The sequence below is a fragment of the Agrobacterium sp. P15N1-A genome (assembly GCF_044626815.1).
Classification (GTDB): Bacteria; Pseudomonadota; Alphaproteobacteria; order Rhizobiales; family Rhizobiaceae; genus Agrobacterium; species Agrobacterium leguminum.
In genome coordinates, this window is record NZ_JBIUPF010000002.1 from 362,363 (window position 1) to 384,021 (window position 21,659).

Below are 21,659 nucleotides of genomic sequence, written 5' to 3' on the forward strand. Positions count from 1 at the left end.
GGCGCGAATCGCCGGAACATCATAAGCTAACAATCAATAAGACACGAGCAAGGCCGAGCCATCCTTGCCGAACTTCGGCTTCACGCCCAGCACCGCCGCCGTGCGGGTGATGATATCGCGCACCATCGGCGCCGCGGATGTGCCGGCGAGTGCCGCGCCATTGCCCTTGTCCGTCTTCGGCTCGTCGATGAAGGACAGCACGACATATTGCGGATCGTCCATTGGGAAGGCCGAGAGGAAGGCGTTGAAGTTCTTGTCGTGCACGTAACGGCCGTTGACGACCTTGTCGGCCGTGCCGGTCTTGCCGCCGACGTTGAAACCATCGACGCGCGCATTGCGGCCCGAACCGTTGACACCGTTCCACTCGAACAGGAAACGCATGTCCTTGCTGGCGCCCGGCTTCAGAACCTGCTTGGCCACCTGATCGGCCTGTTCGCGGGTACGCGGCAGGAAAGTCGGCTCGATCAGTTTGCCGCCATTGACGAGCGCGGCGCCGGCAACCGCCGTCTGCAGCGGTGTCGTGGAAACGCCGTGGCCGAAGGAAATGGTAATCGAGTTGATCTTCTTCCATTCGCGCGGCTGCGACGGCAGAGCCACTTCCGGCAATTCGGTCTGCATGCGGGTCAAAAGGCCAAGCCGGGTGAGGAATTCCTTGTGGCCTTCCGTTCCCACGGTGTCGGCAATCTTGGCCGTACCGATGTTGGAGGAATACTGGAAGATTTCCGGTACCGAAAGCATCCGGCCCTTGCCGTGGAAGTCCTTGATGGTGAAACCCCCGATGCGGATCGGATAACGCGCATCGAAGGTATCGCCGAGACGGACGCGACCCGAATCGAGACCCATGGCAATCGTGAAAGACTTGAAGGTGGACCCCATTTCGAACGTGCCGTTCGACATGCGGTTGAGCCAGCCTTCCTTGGCGCCTTCGGCCGGGTTGTTCGGATCGTAGTCCGGTACGGAGGCCATGGCGAGGACTTCGCCGGTATGCACATCCAGAACCACCGCGCCGGCGCCGATCGCCTGGAACTTGGTGATGGCCGAGGTCACGACTTCGCGGACAATGGACTGCACGCGCAGATCGATGGAAAGCTTCACCGGCTCCAGCGGCTGGTCGCTGGTCATGCCGAGCGCCGTCAGATCGGCAAGGCCCTGGCTGTCGACGTAACGTTCCATGCCGGCAACGCCGCGATTGTCGATATTGACGTGACCGACGACATGCGCGGCGGTCGGCCCGCCGGGATAAAAGCGACGCTTTTCCGGGCGGAAGCCGACGCCTGGAATGCCGAGCGCCAGAATCTGGCTCTGCTGCTTCGGCGTAAGCTGGCGGCGCAACCACTGGAAGCGCGAATTGGAGGAGAGTTTCTGATAGGTGCTGCGCTGGTCGAGATCCGGCAGAACCGTCCGCAGCTTCTCGATGGCCTCATCGATATCGACGATGCGGTGCGGTTCGGCGAAAAGCGAGACGGTGCGAATATCGGTGGCCAGAACCTCGCCATTGCGGTCGAGAAGATCGGGGCGCGACGCCATCAAGCGGTCGGCGGGTGCGATGCTCGACACCGTTTCCTGCTCCGCCATGCCATATTGCACGAGACGCCCGCCAACGACGGCGTAAAAGGCCACAAAACCGAAAATGATCAGGCCGACGCGGCTTTTCGCCTGGGCGGCGCGCTTCTTGCGTGCGCCTTCAAAGGCCGCATGATCGGTGTAGACGCCGGTGGTGCTGGCGGAAAAATGAGCCTTGCTCTTCAAAACCATGACGCGGGAGAGAAAAGACATCAGCGGTTCACCGATCCTGTTATCGTGTCATCCATGTCGTCGGTTTCATCGCCCGCGACGGCGGAGACGGCCGGAGCCGCGGTGGGACGGGAAACACGCGCCCGGGGTGTCGGAACCGGAGTGCCGTTAACGGCAATCTGGCCCGCCGGCGGTGATTTCTTTTTGGTGGCCGCGCCAAGCGTCGCACCCGGCTTGGAACCGTTGACGGCGGCGGCAATGACATCCTCGACGCTCATGCCTTCCGGCTCGGGCGGCTGCGGCAGTTGCGAGCGCAGCATGGGCAACTCGCGCGGCTGCGCCAGTTGCGTCGGTAGCGTCGGAGAAAGGCCAAGCTCGTCCTGATAGGCATTCACGAGCCGGTGCAGACGGTTCGGCTGCGTCAAGAGCGCCCAGTCGGCCCTCAAGAGATCAATCGTATCCTTCTCAAGCTTGATTTCGGCCTCCAGCTTGCGGACCTCCTCAAGCTTCAGATCGGCCTTGTGCTTGATCGAATAGGTCACGACGGCCGCGGCGACCATCACACCCATCAAGATGACATCGAAAGTGCGCAGCATATCAGCCTCCCATCTTTTCAAGGCTGGCGAGATCGGGAAGCTCGAAGATCGAATAATCCGCCGCGCGCGCCGGTGCGGTCGTGCGCAGACCGGCCCGCAGTTTGGCGGATCGGGCACGCGGATTGAGTTCCGCCTCCTCATCGCTGGCGGCGATCATCGGCTTGCCGATATTATCGAAAATGGCGGGCTTGTCCTCCACCATCGGCAGGTGCCGGGAACCGGCGGCCTTGCCCGAACGGTCGGAGAAGAATTTCTTGACGATACGGTCTTCCAGCGAATGGAACGTGACGACGACCAGCCGGCCGCCGGGTTTCAAAACCTGCTCGGCGGCAAAAAGCGCCTGCGCCAGCTCGCCCAGCTCGTCATTGACGAAAACGCGCAGCGCCTGAAAAACGCGCGTTGCGGGATGAATCTTGTCTTTGGCCTTACGCGGCGTGACGATTTCGATGAGGCCCGCCAGATCGCGGGTGGTGCGGAAAGGCTCTTCCGCCCTCTTCTTCTCGATGGCGCGGGCGATGCGGCCCGGCTGCTTTTCTTCACCGAGAAAACCGAAGATGCGGATCAGATCGCTGACCTTCGCACGATTGACGACATCGGCCGCCGAAACGCCGGAACCCGACATGCGCATGTCGAGGGGGCCGTTTTTCTGGAAGGAAAAACCGCGCTCGGCCTCGTCGATCTGCATGGAGGAAACGCCGATATCCAGAACGACGCCATCGAGCCCGCCTTGCGGGGCATGCTTCGCGAGATCGGAGAATTGCGACTGGATGAGACTCAACCGACCGCCATTGGCGGCAACCATCGCCTGACCGCCGGCGATAGCGGTCGGATCGCGGTCGAGCGCGATGACGTCGGCGCCCTGATCGAGAATGGCCTGGGTGTAGCCGCCGGCGCCGAACGTGCCGTCGAGAATGATCTTGCCGGATGATGGCTCCAGCGCGGCAATGACTTCGCGAAGCAGGACCGGGATGTGACGCTGAGGTCCGCCATCGGCATCAGAAGATCGTCCGCCAGAATTCGCCGCCATTCCGTGTCCCCGTCCTAGGCGGGGCGAGCAGCCGAAAAACCGCGCCCCGCTCTTGCTTCCGCCTGCGCCGCCAAAAACGCATTCGGTTGCCAAAGCTGAAAATGATCCGCCCGTCCGACGAAGGTGACTTCGGTGGATATGCCGGTGAATTCCCGCACGAAATCCGTCACCATCAATCGACCTTCCTGGTCGAGCTTCATGAAAACGCCGCCGCCGTGAACCAGCAGCGACATCGCGTTCGCCTCCGGCGAGAAGGCATCCATCGACGCAATCTGCCGCTCGTAGCGCTCCAGCAAATCCGGACCGCCGACACTGATGGCCGGAAAGGCGAAATCCTGAAGACAATAAAGCTCCTGAATGCCGCGCCTGACCAACACCGAACGAAACGGAGACGGAACCGAAACGCGCCCCTTGGCGTCGATCCTGTTCGTCACGTTCGATAAAAAGCGGTCCATTACTCAACTCGCCAAAACCGCATTCCGCAAAGCGAACCATCCACTTCACAGACGACACCGGTACGCACGACACATCGCCAAGCGCCAGGGCGACATGCCCTGCAGCAGCCCCTCGTAGGCTCCTCACTCGTTTCAGCGATTGCGGGTCAAAAACACGACCCAATGTGGTGTGCATTTGGGATATCATGGGACACTATGGGCGTCAATGGGAGAAGCCGGCACGATACCGACTTCGCATCGGAAATTCATAAGCCGTTAAGTTTAACGAATGGTTTACTTTGCGTGCGGCAATGCGCTTTCGCTGCGTGGAAATTCACCGCAAAACACCCATTTCTCTTTTATGAAGCAACGGGATAACCAAATCCCACACGAGACCCGCAATTCAGGGTCGGAAAGGAAAATTCGCCAGTTGGCCTGTAAGCCGGGTTCTGTATGGCTCCGGTTTGACCCGGAACGTGGCAGCCATTCATCTGGGACGGCATTTGCATGCCGCCTCGCGCAACCCACCCGGATGACGGGCCCGGAAACCGGCTGTGAACGGGCTTTCGCCCATCCCGTGTCATCCCTATTCGGTCTTGCTCCCGGTGGGGTTTACCTTGCCGCCGCTGTTACCAGAAGCGCGGTGGGCTCTTACCCCACCCTTTCACCCTTACCATGCGATGCATGGCGGTTTGCTCTCTGTGGCACTTTCCCTGGGGTCGCCCCCGCCGGACGTTATCCGGCACCGTATTTCCGTGGAGCCCGGACTTTCCTCACCTTACCGTCTTTCGACATTGGTAAAGCGCGGCTGCCCGGCCAACTGGCATGGGCTGCATAACCATGTTCCGAGGCGAAAGCCACCGAAAAGCGCAGGCAAGGATCAAAGAAATGCCGGTTTGAAATCCGTCGAAAAGGCGCCATCGGCGATTTCTCCGTCCCGCAGCAGCACAGCGCCGAGCCGTCCGATCTCATCGGAACTCTTGGCCGCCGTGCCGTTGCCGCCGGTCAGAACCGCAATCTTCGGCGAGGCGGTGAAGCCGATGGCCGGATAACCGCTTTGCGTTTTGGAGACGACGCAGGCGGCCATCGAGACACGCGAAAGATCGATGGAAGGCACCAGCGATCCGACGATCTCCGAGAGATGATCGCGCGCGCTTTCGCGTCCGCCGGAGCGGAACCATTCCCGGATTTCCGGGTCGCTGCCGAGCCTCTTGTCGTCGGGATCGCCGCCGATCTTCAGATAGAATTTGCCATCGGGATAACGCACCGGCGGCAGAAGATAGATATGTTTCGTCGTGTCGCGTGGCTCATAGATCAACGACGGCATGTCCGCATATTGATCCAGATCACCCTCATCTACCTCGAAGAAAGCGACGGTGCGTGCATAGACATCGAGGGCCACCGGCTGCGGCAGCAGATCTTTCGTGATCGAGAAGCCGCCGGCCGCCACCAGCACCCGGTCTGCGGTATAAACCGCGCCCGAGGCCGTCTCCACCCGTGCGCGACCATCCTCTTCCCGAGTCGAAACGACAATATCGTCGATAAGCGTAACGCCGGCCTTTTCCGCCAGAATGGCCTGCGCCTTCACCAGCCCACGCGGATTGACGTATCCGGCATTGTTTCTCTCGAATACCCCCTCGCAACCCGGCTCGAAGGAGAAATAGGGGAAGCGGCTTTCGAGATGTTCCCCGCCCAGCAGTTCCGTGGACACGCCGAGCCGCGCCGCCGCCTTGCGGACATCGTCGACAAAAGGATTATCGCCGCCCCGTTCAGGCCCCACCATCAGGCAGCCGACGGGTGCATAAAATTCAACGCCGCTTCTGGCGGCAATATCGGCGTAACGCGCTATCGAGCGGTTGGCGAGCAGCGCCCAGTCGGCATCGCCATCGATGGTGCGGGTAATCCGCGCCTCGTCATAGTGACTGGCGAAGACGCCCCGATGCGATTTGATGTCGGCAGGTTCGCCGGGACCGATCAGCGCGACGCCATCCACCGTTTCGGCCAGATGGCGGGCGGCGGCGGCACCCATCATGCCGCGACCCACGACGATGTATCTGAAATGTCCCGACATGCCGCCCTCTTCACCCGCTCACTTCCGTCGCAACCTTGTAGCTGCTTCGTCCCTGAATGTCAGACGAAAACCGGCGACATTTCGGCGGCGAATTCATCCTCGGTCAGCTGGCCGTTCAAAAGCAGCATGGCGCCCAGCCGGCCGATTTCGTCCGAAGACTTGGCGGAGACGAAATTACCGCCGGTCAGAACCGCGATATTGGAGGATTGCGTATAGCCGATATAGGGATAGCTGCTGCGGGTGATGGAGGCGACACAGGAGCCTGAGGTGACCGGGCAGCCGGCGAGCTCCGGCATCAAGGAGAGCGCCCGCTTTTTCAGAAACTCCACCTCACCCGGCGTGCCGTCCGAATGGAACCAGCCAACCGCTTCCGCGAGCGTTTCAAGCCTGCCCTTTTCACTCTCGCCGCCGATCTTCAGATAGACCTTGCCATCGGGATAACGCACCGGCGGCAGGATATAGACGATGTCGTCCTCAGTCTCCGCCAGCACAATCGTGGAAGGCATGGCACCGAACAGCGCCTGCCGCGCCTCATCCAGTTCGAAAAAGACGATGGTGCGGCCCGTGGCCGCCATATCGACGCGAGAAGGCAGAAGCTCGGCCATGTTGGTGAAACCCCCGGCCGCTACGATGACCTTTTCAGCCGTATGAACCGCCCCTTCTCGTGTAGAAACCTCGACGCCATCGGAAGTATCGCGAATATGCGCCGCCGTCTGGCGCACAAGCCGCGCGCCCTGTGCGACGGCAATCGTGCATTGCGCCTTCACCAAGGCGCGCGGATTGACGTGGCCGGCATATTGCGCCTCGAAATAACCGCTGTGATCGGCCGGCATGGAGAACATCGGAAACCGGCCAGCCAGCGCATCAGTGCCGAGTGTCTCGACACCGAGACCGAGACGGTCGGCCGAGGCAAGCGCGCGCGAGACATAGTCCCCCGCAAGCCCCTTGCCGTTTCCGGTGAACAGGCAGCCCGCTTCCGTGAAAAAGCGGATGCCGCTTTTGGCCTCGATCTCCGCATAACGGCGGATGGAGCGCTGCGCCAGTTCCGCCCAGACCGGATCGCCATCAAAACCGCGGGTAATGCGCGCTTCGTCGTAATGGCTCGAAAACACACCCTGATGGGTCTTGCGATCGGCGGGTTCGTCCGGGCCGATCAGCGCCACGCCATCCGTTTGCGCTGAGAGATGCCGCGCCGCAGCCGCTCCCATCATCCCGGCCCCGACGACGATATATTTGAAATCCGGCATGCCATGCTCCGTATCAGATTTGCTTCTGACTACAGCATGCCGGGCCGAACCGGAATCGCTTTTCGCAATTTTGCAGACGAACGATGGCGGCCTCAGCCGGCCAGCAGCGCCTGCACCTTACCGCAATAGCGCTTGGACACCGGGTTCATCCGGGTGGCGCCATGGCCTGCATTGTAACGCAGGATCGTGCTGCACACCTGGCCGCCGCCAAGCTGATGCGCCGTGGCCAGATATTGCATGCCCCAGCGAATATTGGTCTCAGGATCGTAGAGCGCCTTGGTCGTGCCGCGATAGCCCATCATCCGCGCCGTTGCCGGCTTGATCTGCATCAGCCCGACCTCGCCTGCGCTGCCGCGGGCCTTCGGATTGAACTTGCTTTCCACCGAAACCACGGCATGCGCCAGATTGGTGGGAACGCCGTAACGTTTGGCATATTTGACGATCAGATCGGAATAGTCGTTCCTGAGCGAGGAAGGCAGGCTCTTTTCGGGAATGGGATAACCGGGCTTGCGGAAGAAGGTCTCCAGCGTCACGGTTTTGGTCTTGACGTCCTCGTCTTTGGCAAAAGCAATCCCCGCCTGCGAAGCGAGCATAACAACGCCCGCCACGACAGCAACAACAACCCTGTTCATATGTAGAAAAAGTCTCCAGATCGGATGACAGAAACAATGAAGCGACACAAATAATCTGCGCCCGGAAAGTCGATCACGACCTTCCGCTGTCCGGTCTCCTTGATTGATATTGACGGCAGGTTCCCCTGAAGAACGACACCGCATGCAGTGACGTTCTTAAACTTCCTCAATGCGGATTAACTGTGGCACGGTAAAAAAAGCGACTTGAACGGCAAGAAAATCGGGAACGATTTTCCAGGATTCGCGTTCAGGCGGCCGAAAATCTCGGCAGGCTGGCAATCAGCCGATGCAGCGTGTCGATGGTGGAGAAATCCGCGATGCCATCCACCAGAGCGGGACGGAAATGCCGCTGGAAGGCAGCCACGGCGCCTTCGGTTTTCTCGCAATAAGCGCCTGTAATTTCAACGCCATAACCATAAATGGACAGCATCGACTGCAGCGCTTCGACCGGTTGGCCATGATCGCCGCGCTGGAAAAAACGGCCGCCACGGATCGGCGCAGGCTCCACCCAATGGCCGACACCATGCTGCGACAGGATGTCCCACGGGAATTTTTCACCCGGATCGACCTTGCGGATCGGCGCGACATCCGAGTGCGCCAGCACCCTTTCAGGGGCGATAGACCAGCGCTGGCCGCAATCGCGACACAATTCGATGACGGCTTCCACCTGTTTCTTCGGAAATTCCGGCAGGCCGCCGGGATGGCCCTGATTGGCGATCTCGATGCCGATGGAGCGGGAATTGATGTCCTGATCCCCCGCCCAGATGCTTTTGCCCGCGTGCCAGGCACGGCGGGTTTCAGGAACCATCTGGATGACGCGCCCGTCCTCGAAGACGAAATAATGGCTGGAAACCTGACTTTCCGGATTGCAGAGCCAAGACAGCGCGCCGTCGGCCGTCGTCATGCCGGTATAATGCAGCAGGATAATATCGGGGCCGGCCACACCCAGCCTTTCGCCATGGTTAGGCGAAGGCGCAACGGCTGCGCCCCCGAAATCCGGGGTAAAATCCGGCAGACATTCACTCATGCGACGCGGCGTTCTTTCTCGATGGCCGCATAGGCGGCGTTGAGAGCCGCCATACGCTCATTCGCGGCCGCATGCAATTCCATGGGAACGCCGCGTGCAATGAGCTTGTCAGGATGGTGTTCGGCAACCAGCGAACGATAACGCCGGCGAATATCGGAAAAATCGTCGGAAGGCGAAACGCCGAGCACGCGATAGGGGTCGCGCCCGTCCATATGGACATGCCGCGCCATGATCGTTTCGAAGTGATCTTCGGTGATACGGAAGATTTCCGCGATCCGGCCGAGGAAGGCCAGTTCCCGCTCATGGATCAGCCCATCGGCCTTGGCGATGTGGAACAGGCCGTCGATGACGCTTTCCAGCATCTCGCAATTGGCGTGCCCGGAACCGCAAAGACCGGCAAGCCGCTCGGCATAGGCCTCGTAACCGGCAACGTCCTGACGGGCGAGATTATAAAGACGGGCGACGTTCTTGGCTTCTTCTTCCGGAAAATCGAAGATTTGCCGGAAGGCGCGCACTTCGGCATCGTTGACGACACCGTCGGCCTTCGCCATCTTGGCGGAGAGCGCTATGATCGCCACGGAAAAGGAAACCTTGCGGCGTGTCTCCGGATCGCCCTCGAAAAGGGTGCGGATGGCTTCCACCACGCGCCCGAGCGCACCGCCTGCCGCGTCGCCGATTGCGCCGAGCAGCCGTTCCCACAGGGATGAAATTTGCAGACAGGCGAAATCGAACATCATGCGACAAGCATGACGGGATATTGCCGCGAATGCAATATGTCCAGCGGGCCGGCGGCATTAACTTTTATTCATCTTTGCGACAGTTTTGCTTCAGGAACAAGAGCGCGCCAGACGATGACGCCACAGTTTTCCACAGATGGCGGGAAGCCAACCACCGGCTATGCCGATTGAAACGATTATATTCCGCCACTTTGCTCAAGCCGCTGAAAAACCGCGAGAAATCGGCGTTTTTCTTCATAAATTCACTTTACACCTACACGCGGCTGTCGCATCCATTTGCCAGACATGTCTTTGGGTATATGTGAAAAGGAGAGCCATGATGGCCAAACAGAAAGTCGCAATGCTGACCGCGGGTGGCCTTGCGCCCTGTCTCTCTTCGGCCGTGGGCGGCCTGATCGAGCGGTATAGCGACATTGCGCCTGATATCGACATCGTGGCCTATCGCTCCGGTTATCAGGGTGTGCTTCTGGGTGACCGTATCGAGATCACCAGAGATATGCGGGAGAAGGCGCATCTGCTGCACCGTTACGGCGGCTCGCCGATCGGCAACAGCCGCGTCAAGCTCACCAATGCAGCCGATTGCGCCAAGCGCGGTCTGGTCAAGGAAGGCGACAATCCGCTTCGCGTCGCGGCTGACCGGCTGGCGGCTGACGGCATCACCATTCTTCACACCATCGGCGGCGACGACACCAACACGACAGCTGCGGACCTTGCCGCCTATCTCGGCGCCAACGGCTACAATCTCACCGTCGTCGGCCTGCCGAAGACGGTGGATAACGACGTGGTGCCGATCAAGCAATCGCTCGGCGCCTGGACGGCCGCCGAAGTCGGCGCGTCCTTCTTCGACAATGTCAGCAACGAGCAGAGTGCAGCACCCAAGACCTTCGTCATCCACGAAGTCATGGGCCGCCACTGCGGCTGGCTGACGGCCGCCACCGCCCGCGCCTATATCCAGAAGACCAGCGGCAATGACTATGTCGAAGGCCTGATGATGAACACGCAGATGAAGAACATCGACGGCATCTACCTGCCGGAAATGGCCTTCGACATCGAGGCGGAAGCCGAGCGACTGAAGGAAATCATGGACAGGAACGGCTATGTCACGCTGTTCGTTTCCGAAGGTGCGGGCCTCGATTCCATCGTCGCCGAACGCGAAGCCTCCGGTGAGGCCGTCAAGCGCGACGCTTTCGGCCATGTGAAGATCGACACCATCAATGTCGGCGGCTGGTTCCAGAAGCAGTTCGCCAGCCTCATCGGCGCTGAACGTTCCATGGTGCAGAAATCGGGCTATTTCGCCCGCTCCGCCGCCGCCAATGGCGACGACCTGCGCCTCATTCAGGGCATGGTCGATCTCGCCGTCGAAAGCGCGCTCAACAAGGTCTCCGGCGTCACCGGCCATGACGAAGACCAGAATGGCAAATTGCGGACCATCGAGTTTCCGCGTATCAAGGGCGGAAAGCATTTCGACCTCTCTGCAAAATGGTTTACCGAAGTGATGGAACACGTCGGTCAGCCGTTCACAGCGGCCTGATTTTACGATAGGCTAAAATAATACGGCGACAGGGAGGGCAAGGAGGAAGAGAATGTCTGGACAGGCCTGGCTGATTTTTTGTGCAGCATGTGCCGTTGTGTTCGCACTCCCCTCTCCCCTTGTATTCTCTGTCGCCTCCTATGCCGCCATTCGCGGCAAAAAGACGGTCTTCGCCTCCGTCGGCGGCGGCGCGCTCGGCATCGTCACGGCCATGACGATTTCCGCCATTCCGGTGGCCGGTCTCGCCTGGCTGCCGCAATCCTTCGTCGAAATCGTGCAATGGGCCGGCATCGGCTGGCTGATGCTGTTTCTCCTGTGGACCTTCGCCACGCCTGCCGCACAGGCGGCCAATGCAGATAATGACAACCTGCCGGGCAAATCCTGGAGCGGCATTTTCCGCGATTGTTACGCCATTGCCGCCCTGCGCCCGCGCTACTTCGCTTTCTTTCTGGCGTTGCTGCCGCAATTCGTGTCCACCTCCGGCAATGCAATTGAAACGCTCGCCATGGCGCAGGCCGCCATCCTGCTTCTGGCGCTGGTGATTCTGACCGCGCAGGCGCTGTTTGCCGGCACCACTTTGGCGATGGTGCGCCGCATGTCGGGCGATAAGAAAATCCGGCCGAAATACCGCACCCACTTCATTTCCGGCCGCGCCGTCAGCGCCGGATACAGGCGCATCGCGGCCTGAAAAACCGCCCGAAAGCCGGGGAGAAACGTCCCGGCTTGCCGCTATCCTTACAATAGGTTAATGAAGGCTCGACGGGACACTGCCTGCTTCGCTCGACGCGGGGGTATCGAAAGACAGGCATAACGAAGGCGGCAACATGCGAAATTCGGGAAAATTCCGCGGAAGAAGTGCACTTCTTCTGTCTTCCACCGTGGGTCTGGCACTGGCATTGAGCGCATGCACCAGCGTCGAATATACCGCAAAGGAAGGGCCGAACGGCCCCAAGATCGCAACGGTCAATCCCGCGACCACTCCTGCGCAAACATCGGCGCAGCCGGCAACGGCCGAAGCAGCAGCGGGCGCGACCCCGGCAGCAGCAGCAACGGTGCAGACCGCCGAAACCGCAACCGCTTCCCAGCCTACAGCACTTCCCACCGCAGTCGCCGTCAAGGGCGGACGCGTGGCGCTGCCGCCGGCTTCTGAAATTGCTGCAGCCGCAGCCATCGCCGCCCAGATGCAGCCGCAGCAGAACGAAGTCGCCCAGGCGAGTGTGACGACATCTGCGCCGACCACGGCCACGGCGCTCGCACCGACAAGCGCCACTTCGGCGGTCGCAGCCATCGAAACGGCTGACGTGGCGGCCAAGCCGGCTGCCCACAACGCCGCCGCCGATCTGCCGCAGGTGGTTGCCGTCAAGGGCAGCTTCCCGCCCGCACCGCCGCCGCCCGGTTCGCCCTCCATCGGCACCGAGCTGACGGCCGAACGCAAAGTGATTCCGCTGCCGAAACCGGACAGCACGGTTCTGGCCTATGCCGCCGGCCCGACCAACGCCGCGCTGGCCGCCATCCGCCAGAACGAATCGATGACGACGCCACTCAATTCGGCCCCCGCTGGACGCGAAAAGCTGAGCGGCCTTATTACCAAATACGCCACCATGTACGATGTGCCGGAAGATCTGGTTCACCGCGTGGTGCGGCGCGAAAGCATGTATAATCCCGGCGCCTATAGCAGCGGCAATTTCGGCCTGATGCAGATCCGGCACGCCACGGCCCGCTCCATGGGCTTCGATGGCCCCGCCTCCGGCCTGTTCGATGCCGAAACCAACCTCAAATACGCCGTGAAATATCTGCGCGGCGCATGGGTTGTGGCGGGCAACGACCGCGATAACGCCGTCCGGCTTTATGCGCGCGGTTATTATTACGACGCCAAGCGCAAGGGCATGCTGCACGTTCTGCGCAAATGATGGCCTCCGGCTCTGTTATGGGAATGCAACCGCGCGGCTTTTCTTAAGCCGCCGGGTGTTTTCATTTCGTCATCCTGATTGGGCGGCGCGGGCTGGTTTTCCACCGACACCCCTATTCCCCGCCTTTGCCCACAGCCCCTGTCATCAAATTGTAGTGTCACGGCTGTAGACGCCTCTCAATCGACTGAGAGGTGAACATATGACGAGTGCGGCACCCAAGACCGGCTTCAGCAAGAACACGAAACTGAAGTCCGCATTGCTCCAGCACAAGGCACTCTCCAAAAGCGGTCTGTCCGAGCGCTTCTTCGGCGTCCTCTTTTCCGGCCTCGTCTATCCGCAGATATGGGAAGACCCGGAAATCGACATGGAAGCGATGGAGCTTGGCGAAGGTCATCGCATCGTCACCATCGGCTCGGGCGGCTGCAACATGTTGGCCTATCTCTCCCGCAACCCGGCCAGCATCGATGTCGTGGACCTCAACCCGCACCACATCGCGCTGAACAAGCTGAAGCTCGCCGCCTTCCGCCATCTGCCCGCCCATCAGGACGTGGTGCGCCACTTCGGCCGCGCCAATACGCGCAGCAACAGCCACGGTTACGACCGCTTCATCGCCGAGCATCTCGACGCCACGACCAAGGCTTACTGGTCGAAGCGCACCCTTTCCGGCCGCCGCCGCATCTCTGTCTTCGACAGGAACATCTATCGCACCGGCCTGCTCGGCCGCTTCATCGGCGCCGGCCATCTCATGGCCCGGCTGCACGGCGTGAAGCTCACCGAAATGGCCAAGACCCGCACGCTGGACGAACAGCGCCAGTTTTTCGACAGCAAGGTGGCGCCGCTGTTCGACAAGCCGGTCGTGCGCTGGCTGACGAAGCGCAAAAGCTCACTGTTCGGCCTTGGCATTCCGCCGCGCCAATATGACGAGCTGGCCAGCCTTTCCGCCAATGGCACGGTTGCATCCGTGCTGAAGGAGCGTCTGGAAAAGCTCGCCTGCAACTTCCCGCTCAGCGACAATTATTTCGCCTGGCAGGCTTTCGCGCGCCGTTATCCCGAACCGCATGAGGGCGCGCTGCCCGCCTATCTCAAGCCGGAATATTACGAGACGATCCGCAACAACACGGCGCGCGTCGCGGTGCACCACGCCACCTACACCGAGCTTCTCTCGCGCAAGCCGGCGAGCGCCGTCGACCGTTATATCCTCCTCGATGCGCAGGACTGGATGACGGACACGCAGCTCAACGAATTGTGGTCGCAGATCAGCCGCACCGCCGCGCCCGGTGCGCGCGTCATCTTCCGCACCGCCGCCGAAAAGAGCGTCATCGAAGGCCGGCTTTCGCCCGATATCCGCAACCAGTGGGTCTATCTCGAAGAGCGCTCCAACGAGCTCAACGCCATGGACCGCTCGGCCATCTACGGCGGCTTCCATATCTACCAGAGGGCTATGGCATGAAAACCATCGGCGAGAATGTGGGCCTTGCAGACAGCGCGCATGCGAGCCTGATGGACCGCATGTATCGCCACCAGCGGCATATCTACGATATCACCCGCAAATATTACCTTCTCGGCCGTGACCGGACCATTTCCGGCCTCGACGTGCCGAAGGGTGGCACGCTCCTGGAAGTCGGCTGCGGCACCGGTCGCAACCTGCTGCTGGCCAGCCGCAAGTTTCCCCAGGCAAAGCTGTTCGGCCTCGACATCTCCGCCGAAATGCTGCTGACCGCAGCCGAAAATTTTGCCGGCAAGACGGAACGCCCCATTCTGCGCGTGGCCGATGCCACTGCTTTTCGCGCCTCCGAATTCGGCCAGCCCGACGGCTTCGACCGCGTCATGATCCCCTATGCGCTGTCGATGATACCGGATTGGGAAAAGGCGATCGAACAGGCGCTCACGGCGCTGAAACCCGGCGGCTCGCTGCACATCGTCGATTTCGGCCAGCAGGAACAATTGCCGAAGTGGTTCCGCACCCTTTTGCAGGCCTGGCTTACCCGTTTCCACGTCACGCCCCGCGCCAATCTCCGCTATGTTCTGGCCAATATGGCCGGCCGTTTTGACGGTAATCTCGAATTCGAGGAAATCGCCCGGGGTTATGCCTGGCGGGCTGTCATCACGCTTCCGGCTGCCGAAGCGCAGCAGCCGAAAATCCACCTCATCTTGGCCGACGCCTGATTCCCGGCGGTACTAAGGGGCGTCGCGTTCGAGGCTCCTGCCACGCCGGATTTCGTCGCTGAAACCGCAAATCGCTTCGAATCCAGCGACTTGCCGGGTGCAAAAGCACGTTGCCACTTGCCATATCAGTTTGTTTACCATGTTATGTGTAAATCGGGAGATACGGCGCGCCATTTTGCGGCCGTGGGATGGGCAACATTTTCATCAGGATTCCAATGCGGCTGCGTTTATCGGCACTATTGTCGGCTTTGCTGTTGATCGGCGGCTGCACCTCCACCAGCTATGACCTGCTGGAAACCGCATCCGTTTCCAGGCCGAAATTTTCCGATACCGATCCGCAGGATTTCGGCACGAACAACCCGCACCGCCATGAGGTGCACGGCATCGACGTGTCCAAATGGAATGGCGATGTCGACTGGCCGACCGTGCGCAAATCAGGCGTGTCCTTCGTCTTCATCAAGGCGACGGAGGGATCGGACCGCATCGATCCGAAATTCGGCGACCATTGGCGCAGCGCGGCGGCGGCAGATGTTCTGCACGCGCCCTACCACTTCTATTATTTCTGTTCGACAGCAGACGCCCAGGCCGACTGGTTCATTCGCAACGTGCCGAAGGAAGCCGTCACCCTGCCCCCGGTTCTCGACGTGGAATGGAACCCGGCCTCGCCCACCTGCAAGACGCGCCCCGCGCCCGGCATCGTTCGCGCCGAGATGCAGCGTTTCCTCGACCGCATCGAAGCCCACTACGGCAAGCGTCCGATCATCTATACCTCGGTGGACTTCCACCGCGACAATCTCGTCGGCCAGTTCAAGGATTACCATTTCTGGGTCCGCTCCGTCGCCGCCCATCCGGCCAAGATCTACGAAGATCGCAAATGGGCCTTCTGGCAATATACCGCAACCGGCGTCGTGCCCGGCGTGAACGGTCCGACCGACATCAATGTCTTTGCCGGAACGGAGAAAAACTGGCGGAAATGGATTGCTTCCGCCAAATAACACGGCCAAGAAGCAACACTTTTGAAAAATCGGCGTTGTTCTGCAACGTCAGATCATTCGGTCCGTTTTTTTGTCGCAAACATATGGGTAAAGCGGGCTCACAACCTATCGAGGAAATTCCCATGCCCACGTTCCGGTCGCGCAGCATCATTTTTGCCGCCGCTTTGTCGCTTCTTTCCACCGGCTCCGCCCTCGCCACACCGCCAGTGGCTTCGCCTGACGATCCCAAGCAGGTTGCCTGCGGCGGCGATCTCGGTGCATTCCTCGAAGGCGTGAAAGCCGATGCGCTTGCCAAGGGCATTCCGGCCGATGCGATCCAGAAGGCGCTTGCCGGCGCGCAGATCGACCCGAAGGTGCTCTCGCGTGACCGTGCACAGGGCGTCTTCCGCCAGACCTTCCTGGAATTCTCCCAGCGCACCGTCAGCCAGGCCCGCCTGGATATCGGCCGCAAGAAACTTCAGGAACTCTCCTCCACCTTCGCCCGTGCCGAAAACGAATTCGGTGTTCCGGCCGGCGTCATCGCCGCCTTCTGGGCCATGGAGACGGATTTCGGCGCGGTTCAGGGCGATTTCAACACCCGCAACGCGCTGGTGACCCTCTCGCATGATTGCCGCCGCCCGGAACTCTTCCGCCCGCAGCTGCTGGCGCTGATCGAAATGGTCCAGCACGGCGATCTCGATCCCGCCGCCAATACCGGCGCATGGGCCGGTGAAATCGGTCAGGTGCAGATGCTTCCCAAGGACATCATCGCCTTCGGCGTCGACGGCGATGGCGACGGCCATATCAACGTCAAGAGCAGCGCCCCGGATGCGATCCTGACGGCTGCGAAATTCATCCAGCATCTCGGTTTCAAGAAGGGCGAACCCTGGATTCAGGAAGTCTCGCTGCCGGAAAACCTGCCCTGGGAAAAATCCGGCCTTGGCGGCCCGCTGACCGCCGGTGACTGGTTCGCACTGGGCGTCACCCCGCGCGACGGCAACAGGAATTTCGCCACCCTGCCCGCTGCCCTCATCATGCCGCAGGGGCGCAAGGGGCCGACCTTCATTACCTATCCGAACTTCAACATCTATCTGGAATGGAACCAGTCGTTCATCTACACGACCTCGGCCGCCTATTTCGCCACCCGCCTCATGGGCTCTCCCGTCTACAACAAGGGCAACCCGGAGCCCGGTTTCGATGATGCCACCATGAAGGAGCTTCAGACCAAGCTTGAAGCGCGCGGACACAATGTCGGCAAGGTGGATGGCATTCTCGGTTCCGGCACCCGCGTCGCCATCCAGAAGGAGCAGCAGCGTCTCGGGCTGCCCGCCGATGGCTGGCCTTCGACCGCACTTCTGCAGGCGCTTTAAGCAATCTTAACAGCGCCTTCCGGCCCTTAATCTGTCGGACGGAATCAAGGCATAAAGTGTTAATCTCGACCTGATGACTGGGGATAACACCCCGGTCATTTACTTTTTTTAAACATATGAAGCACTGCGTGATAAGAAAATAATCTTTTATTTTCAAATAATTACAGAAATTTCTTTTTTATGTCGTTCGGAGATGTGCTGCACTGCATCACAAAAACCGCTTTTCAACTGCCACAAAACGGTCATATTATCGAACCTGTCAACAACAGGAGGCACCCATGGGACTTACAAAATCTCTCAATGCCTTGGCAGTCGGTTTGGCGTTTTTGTTCGTAGCGATGATGCTTTTCATCTGACGAGACGTGAAGACCAAACGCAGATAAGAACCGTAGATGACACGAGTTTAAAAAGCGCAGGCCCTGAGGGACCTGCGCTTTTTTCATGTCGGTAATCCGCTGTGTAAAATCAGGCGGCGCTGCGGCGCAGACGCTCCAGCCCGAGATTTTCAAGCACCGCATCAACCAGCGGCGCGCGGTTCATGGTGTAGAGATGGAACTCATTGACGCCACGCCGCTGCAGATCGGCGATCTGCTCGGCGGCAACCTCCGCGGCCACGCGGGCGCGACCTTCCAGATCGTCGTCATAACCTTCGAAACGCTCATCCAGAAAACCGGGAATGCTGGTGCCGCAGCGACCGGCGAAACGCTTGAGCTGGGTGAGGTTCTGGATCGGCATGATGCCCGGAACCACCGGAATGGTGATGCCCGCCGCTGTCACCCGCTCCATATAGCGCTCGAACACATCATTATCGAAGAAGAACTGCGTCAGCGCCCGCGTCGCGCCATTATCAGCCTTGCGCTTCAGCATATCGATATCAACCGCTTCGCTTGCGCTTTCCGGGTGCTTTTCCGGATAGGCCGACACGGAAATCTCGAAATCGGCAATTTCACGCAGCCCCTTCACCAGAGCGGCGGCATTCTCATACCCTTCGGGATGCGGCTTATAGGCCGTGCCGATGCCCGTGGAGGGATCGCCGCGCAGCGCCACGAAATGACGAACGCCGGCATTACGAAATTCTTCAATGACCTGATGCACGTCCTCACGGCTGGCATCCACGCAGGTCAGATGCGCGGCGGTCGCCAGATGGCTGTCGCCGATCATCCGGCGCACCGCATCCAGCGTCGGCGCCTTGGTAGATCCGCCGGCGCCATAGGTGACGGACACGAAATCCGGGTTCCATTTCTTCAGTTCGGCAACCGTTTCCCAGAGCTGGGTTTCCATCTCGGGATTCTTGGGCGGGAAAAACTCGAAAGACAACCGGATATCGCCATCACGGCGCGCGGTTTCCGACCTCAACATATCATGCCCTCCCGGAGCCAAGTAAAACCACCTCTTGCACCACATCGTCTGCCATCAGCAGCCGCTGGTCTCGGGCAACCCAAATCGTAACATCCAGAGCTTCGTCGGACGCTTTTTCAGAATGAAGATCGACGGCACGCTCCAGAGAAAGCCCGGCCTTCTTCAGCCATTCTTCCATCAGCGGATGCGAGAAACCCAGCCGCACATGCGCATGCTCGTCGCGCAGATATTCGAAGGAATGCGGGGCAAGATCGATAACGATCAGGCGGCCGCCGGGGCGCAGCATGCGCGCAGCTTCGGACAACGCGATTTCCGGCTGGTCGAGAAAATGCAGGACCTGATGGATGACGATCAGATCGAAATCTTGGCCTTCCAGCGGCAGGTTGAGAATATCGCCATGGCGCACGGATGCATTGACCACGCCCGCCTTGTCGAGATTGGCGCGCGCCACCGACAGCATGTCGCGGCTGGCATCCACACCGATCGCCCGGCGATAGATGCCGCTCAGAAGCTGCAGGATGCGGCCGGTGCCGGTGCCGAGATCGAGCAGTGAATCGACCGGCGTGGTGCCCACCAGCTTCAGGAGCGCACCTTCCACGGCTTCGTCGCTGACATGCAGGCGGCGCAACTCGTCCCAGGCGGAAGCGTTGCGGCTGAAATAATCCTGCGCACGTTCAGCCCGCACCCGCTTGACGGTGGCAAGCCGCTCGCTGTCGCGCTGGAGAACCGCGTCAGACGGCGACGCGGCGCCAAGCAACTGCCGGACGACGCCCGCAGGCTCACCATCCTGCCGCAAGCGGAAATAGGCCCAGGCGCCTTCCTGATAACGCTCGATCAGCCCCTCTTCCGTCAAAAGCTTGAGGTGACGGGAGATGCGCGGCTGCGACTGGCCGAGGATTTCAGTAAGATCGGTAACCGTCAGATCGCCGGCCGAAAGAAGCGCCAGCAAACGGAAGCGCGTCGGCTCGCCCGCCGCCTTCAGGAGATCCACCAATTTGTCCAGACCGAACGCCACTCTGCCGCGCCTCGCAAGCTAATCAAGATATAAAGATATCTTTATGTCGATGTGGCATTCGATGCAAGCGCAAAGTGTTCAGTGACACGATCATGTCAACTTATTACACGAAAAAAGGCCCGCTTTACGGCGGGCCTTTCTAAGGGGATACGGAAAAGGATCAGCGCGTCAGGCGCTTGTAGCTCACCCGGCCGGGCTTGATGCTTTCCGGGCCGAGGCGGCGGACCTTGTCCTTTTCGTAGTCTTCGAAGTTGCCTTCGAACCATTCCACATGGCTGTCACCCTCGAAAGCGAGGATGTGGGTAGCCAGGCGGTCGAGGAACATGCGGTCGTGGCTGATGATAACAGCGCAGCCGGCGAAGGCTTCCAGCGCTTCTTCGAGCGCTGCCAGCGTTTCCGTATCAAGGTCGTTGGTCGGTTCGTCGAGCAGCAGCACGTTGCCGCCGGCCTTCAGCATCTTGGCGAGGTGCACGCGGTTGCGCTGACCACCGGAGAGGTTGCCGACCTTCTGCTGCTGATCGCCGCCCTTGAAGTTGAAGGCGCCGCAATAGGCGCGCGAGTTCACTTCGAACTTGCCGAGCTTGATGATGTCGTTGCCGCCGGAGATTTCCTCCCAGACGGTCTTGTCACCCGCCAGCGTATCGCGGCTCTGGTCGACATAACCGAGCTGAACCGTCTCACCGACAGTCACAGAACCGCTATCCGGCTTTTCCTGACCGGTGATCATCTTGAACAGCGTGGACTTACCCGCACCGTTCGGACCGATGACGCCGACGATGCCACCGGGCGGCAGCTTGAAGGAGAGGTTTTCGATCAGCACGCGGTCGCCGAAGGACTTCGTCAGATTGTCGGCTTCGATGACGACGCGGCCGAGACGCTCGGCAACCGGAATGACGATCTGCGCATCGCCGGGACGGCGGTTTTCCGCTGCTTCCACCAGCTCGTCATAGGCCTTGATACGCGCCTTGGACTTCGTCTGGCGTGCCTTCGGGCTGGAGGCGATCCACTCGCTTTCGCGGCTGATGGCCTTCTGGCGCGATGCGTCTTCACGGGCTTCCTGCTGCATGCGCTTGGCTTTCGCCTGCAGGTAAGCGGAGTAGTTGCCTTCGTAAGGAATGCCGCGACCACGGTCGAGCTCGAGAATCCAGCCCGTGACGTTGTCGAGGAAGTAGCGGTCGTGGGTAATCATCATCACGGCGCCGGGATAGTCGCGCAGGTGCTTTTCAAGCCACGCAATGGTTTCCGCATCGAGATGGTTGGTCGGTTCGTCGAGCAGCAGCAGGTCCGGCTGAGACAGCAGCAGACGGCAGAGCGCCACACGGCGGCGTTCACCACCAGAAAGGCCCGTTACGGCCGAGTCGCCAGGCGGGCAACGCAGCGCGTCCATGGCCATCTCGACCTGGTTTTCGAGGTCCCAGAGATTCTGGCTGTCGATGATGTCCTGAAGCTTCGCGCCTTCATCCGCCGTTTCGTCGGAATAGTTCATCATCAGTTCGTTGTAGCGGTCGACGATGGCCGTCTTGCTCGCCACGCCTTCCATGACGTTTTCCATCACGGTCTTGTTTTCGTCGAGCTTCGGCTCCTGCTCGAGATAACCAAGCGTCGCGCCTTCGGCCAGCCAGGCCTCGCCGGTATACTCCTTGTCGAGGCCGGCCATGATTTTCAGAACAGTCGACTTACCGGCGCCGTTAGGGCCGAGGATACCGATCTTGGCGTCGGGGTAGAAGGAGAGATGCACATTCTCCAGAACCTTCTTCGCACCGTAGGCCTTGTTCAGCCCGGCCATGTGATAGATGAATTGACGTGCCATTGTAGCGAATGCTCCACAT

At 60.3% G+C, this 21,659-nt stretch carries 19 protein-coding genes and 1 other RNA gene; 7 read left to right on the forward strand and 13 right to left on the reverse strand.

The genetic code is table 11. The features are described from left to right. Positions 1-33: 33 nt before the first annotated feature. The 10 genes from ACIK7D_RS09770 to ACIK7D_RS09815 all read right to left on the reverse strand — a co-directional run bounded on the left by ACIK7D_RS09770 (position 34) and on the right by ACIK7D_RS09815 (position 9,505). Complete coding sequence (locus ACIK7D_RS09770; protein ID WP_003522193.1) at positions 34-1,776, reverse strand: penicillin-binding protein 2; 1,743 nt, start codon at positions 1,774-1,776, stop codon at positions 34-36. After that, positions 1,776-2,330 carry a hypothetical protein gene (locus tag ACIK7D_RS09775; RefSeq protein WP_020811527.1) on the reverse strand — a complete coding sequence of 185 codons (555 nt, stop codon included), beginning with the start codon at positions 2,328-2,330 and terminating at the stop codon, positions 1,776-1,778. Before ACIK7D_RS09775 ends, ACIK7D_RS09770 begins: the two co-directional genes overlap by 1 nt. 1 nt (position 2,331) lies before the next feature. Next, positions 2,332-3,357, reverse strand: a complete 1,026-nt coding sequence (gene rsmH / locus ACIK7D_RS09780) for a 16S rRNA (cytosine(1402)-N(4))-methyltransferase RsmH (protein WP_003522191.1) — start codon at positions 3,355-3,357, stop codon at positions 2,332-2,334. A 14-nt stretch (positions 3,358-3,371) separates the two neighbouring features. Further along, positions 3,372-3,812, reverse strand: a complete 441-nt coding sequence (gene mraZ, locus ACIK7D_RS09785; protein WP_003522190.1) for a division/cell wall cluster transcriptional repressor MraZ — start codon at positions 3,810-3,812, stop codon at positions 3,372-3,374. 401 nt (positions 3,813-4,213) lie between these two features. Then, positions 4,214-4,615: RNase P RNA component class A (gene rnpB / locus ACIK7D_RS09790), an RNA gene on the reverse strand. A 56-nt stretch (positions 4,616-4,671) separates the two neighbouring features. Continuing rightward, positions 4,672-5,862 (reverse strand): NAD(P)/FAD-dependent oxidoreductase, encoded by a 1,191-nt coding sequence (locus ACIK7D_RS09795; protein WP_400156188.1) that lies wholly within the window; start codon positions 5,860-5,862, stop codon positions 4,672-4,674. Positions 5,863-5,921: 59 nt separating this feature from the next. Further along, the gene (locus ACIK7D_RS09800; protein ID WP_400156189.1) at positions 5,922-7,109 is read right to left on the reverse strand and encodes an NAD(P)/FAD-dependent oxidoreductase; all 1,188 of its coding nucleotides are present in this window, start codon (positions 7,107-7,109) and stop codon (positions 5,922-5,924) included. Positions 7,110-7,201: 92 nt separating this feature from the next. Beyond that, positions 7,202-7,741, reverse strand: a complete 540-nt coding sequence (locus ACIK7D_RS09805; protein WP_003522187.1) for a lytic transglycosylase domain-containing protein — start codon at positions 7,739-7,741, stop codon at positions 7,202-7,204. A 247-nt stretch (positions 7,742-7,988) separates the two neighbouring features. Continuing rightward, positions 7,989-8,768 carry an N-acetylmuramoyl-L-alanine amidase gene (locus tag ACIK7D_RS09810; RefSeq protein ID WP_137003779.1) on the reverse strand — a complete coding sequence of 260 codons (780 nt, stop codon included), beginning with the start codon at positions 8,766-8,768 and terminating at the stop codon, positions 7,989-7,991. Further along, a complete protein-coding gene (locus tag ACIK7D_RS09815) occupies positions 8,765-9,505 on the reverse strand; it encodes a DnaJ family molecular chaperone (RefSeq protein ID WP_003522185.1) in 741 nt (246 codons plus the stop codon). Before ACIK7D_RS09815 ends, ACIK7D_RS09810 begins: the two co-directional genes overlap by 4 nt. A gap of 319 nt (positions 9,506-9,824) precedes the next feature. On the opposite strand from ACIK7D_RS09815, the gene ACIK7D_RS09820 reads away from it, so the two are divergent. The 7 genes from ACIK7D_RS09820 to ACIK7D_RS09850 all read left to right on the forward strand — a co-directional run bounded on the left by ACIK7D_RS09820 (position 9,825) and on the right by ACIK7D_RS09850 (position 17,456). Beyond that, positions 9,825-11,036: a pyrophosphate--fructose-6-phosphate 1-phosphotransferase gene (locus ACIK7D_RS09820; protein ID WP_080816458.1), complete on the forward strand. Its 1,212-nt coding sequence runs from the start codon at positions 9,825-9,827 to the stop codon at positions 11,034-11,036. Positions 11,037-11,088: 52 nt separating this feature from the next. Beyond that, entirely contained in the window at positions 11,089-11,724 is a 636-nt protein-coding gene (locus tag ACIK7D_RS09825) for a LysE family translocator (RefSeq protein WP_400156190.1), read from the forward strand. A 136-nt stretch (positions 11,725-11,860) separates the two neighbouring features. After that, entirely contained in the window at positions 11,861-12,946 is a 1,086-nt protein-coding gene (locus ACIK7D_RS09830; protein ID WP_400156191.1) for a transglycosylase SLT domain-containing protein, read from the forward strand. 199 nt (positions 12,947-13,145) lie between these two features. Next, positions 13,146-14,396, forward strand: coding sequence for a DUF3419 family protein (locus ACIK7D_RS09835; protein ID WP_003522181.1), 1,251 nt, complete (start codon positions 13,146-13,148; stop codon positions 14,394-14,396). Beyond that, the gene (locus ACIK7D_RS09840; RefSeq protein ID WP_400156192.1) at positions 14,393-15,112 is read left to right on the forward strand and encodes a class I SAM-dependent methyltransferase; all 720 of its coding nucleotides are present in this window, start codon (positions 14,393-14,395) and stop codon (positions 15,110-15,112) included. Before ACIK7D_RS09835 ends, ACIK7D_RS09840 begins: the two co-directional genes overlap by 4 nt. A 215-nt stretch (positions 15,113-15,327) precedes the next feature. Beyond that, positions 15,328-16,107, forward strand: a complete 780-nt coding sequence (locus tag ACIK7D_RS09845; protein ID WP_035239183.1) for a GH25 family lysozyme — start codon at positions 15,328-15,330, stop codon at positions 16,105-16,107. A 122-nt stretch (positions 16,108-16,229) separates the two neighbouring features. Continuing rightward, positions 16,230-17,456 (forward strand): lytic murein transglycosylase, encoded by a 1,227-nt coding sequence (locus ACIK7D_RS09850; protein WP_127757276.1) that lies wholly within the window; start codon positions 16,230-16,232, stop codon positions 17,454-17,456. A 465-nt stretch (positions 17,457-17,921) separates the two neighbouring features. Here ACIK7D_RS09850 and metF read toward each other — a convergent pair whose 3' ends face one another. The 3 genes from metF to ettA form a co-directional block, all read right to left on the reverse strand. Further along, positions 17,922-18,815 (reverse strand): methylenetetrahydrofolate reductase [NAD(P)H], encoded by an 894-nt coding sequence (gene metF, locus ACIK7D_RS09855; RefSeq protein ID WP_003522177.1) that lies wholly within the window; start codon positions 18,813-18,815, stop codon positions 17,922-17,924. Between the two features lies 1 nt (position 18,816). After that, on the reverse strand, positions 18,817-19,830 hold the full coding sequence (locus tag ACIK7D_RS09860) for a metalloregulator ArsR/SmtB family transcription factor (protein ID WP_080816448.1): 1,014 nt from the start codon (positions 19,828-19,830) through the stop codon (positions 18,817-18,819). Between the two features lie 160 nt (positions 19,831-19,990). Next, complete coding sequence (gene ettA / locus ACIK7D_RS09865) at positions 19,991-21,640, reverse strand: energy-dependent translational throttle protein EttA (RefSeq protein WP_080816446.1); 1,650 nt, start codon at positions 21,638-21,640, stop codon at positions 19,991-19,993. Positions 21,641-21,659: the final 19 nt, after the last annotated feature.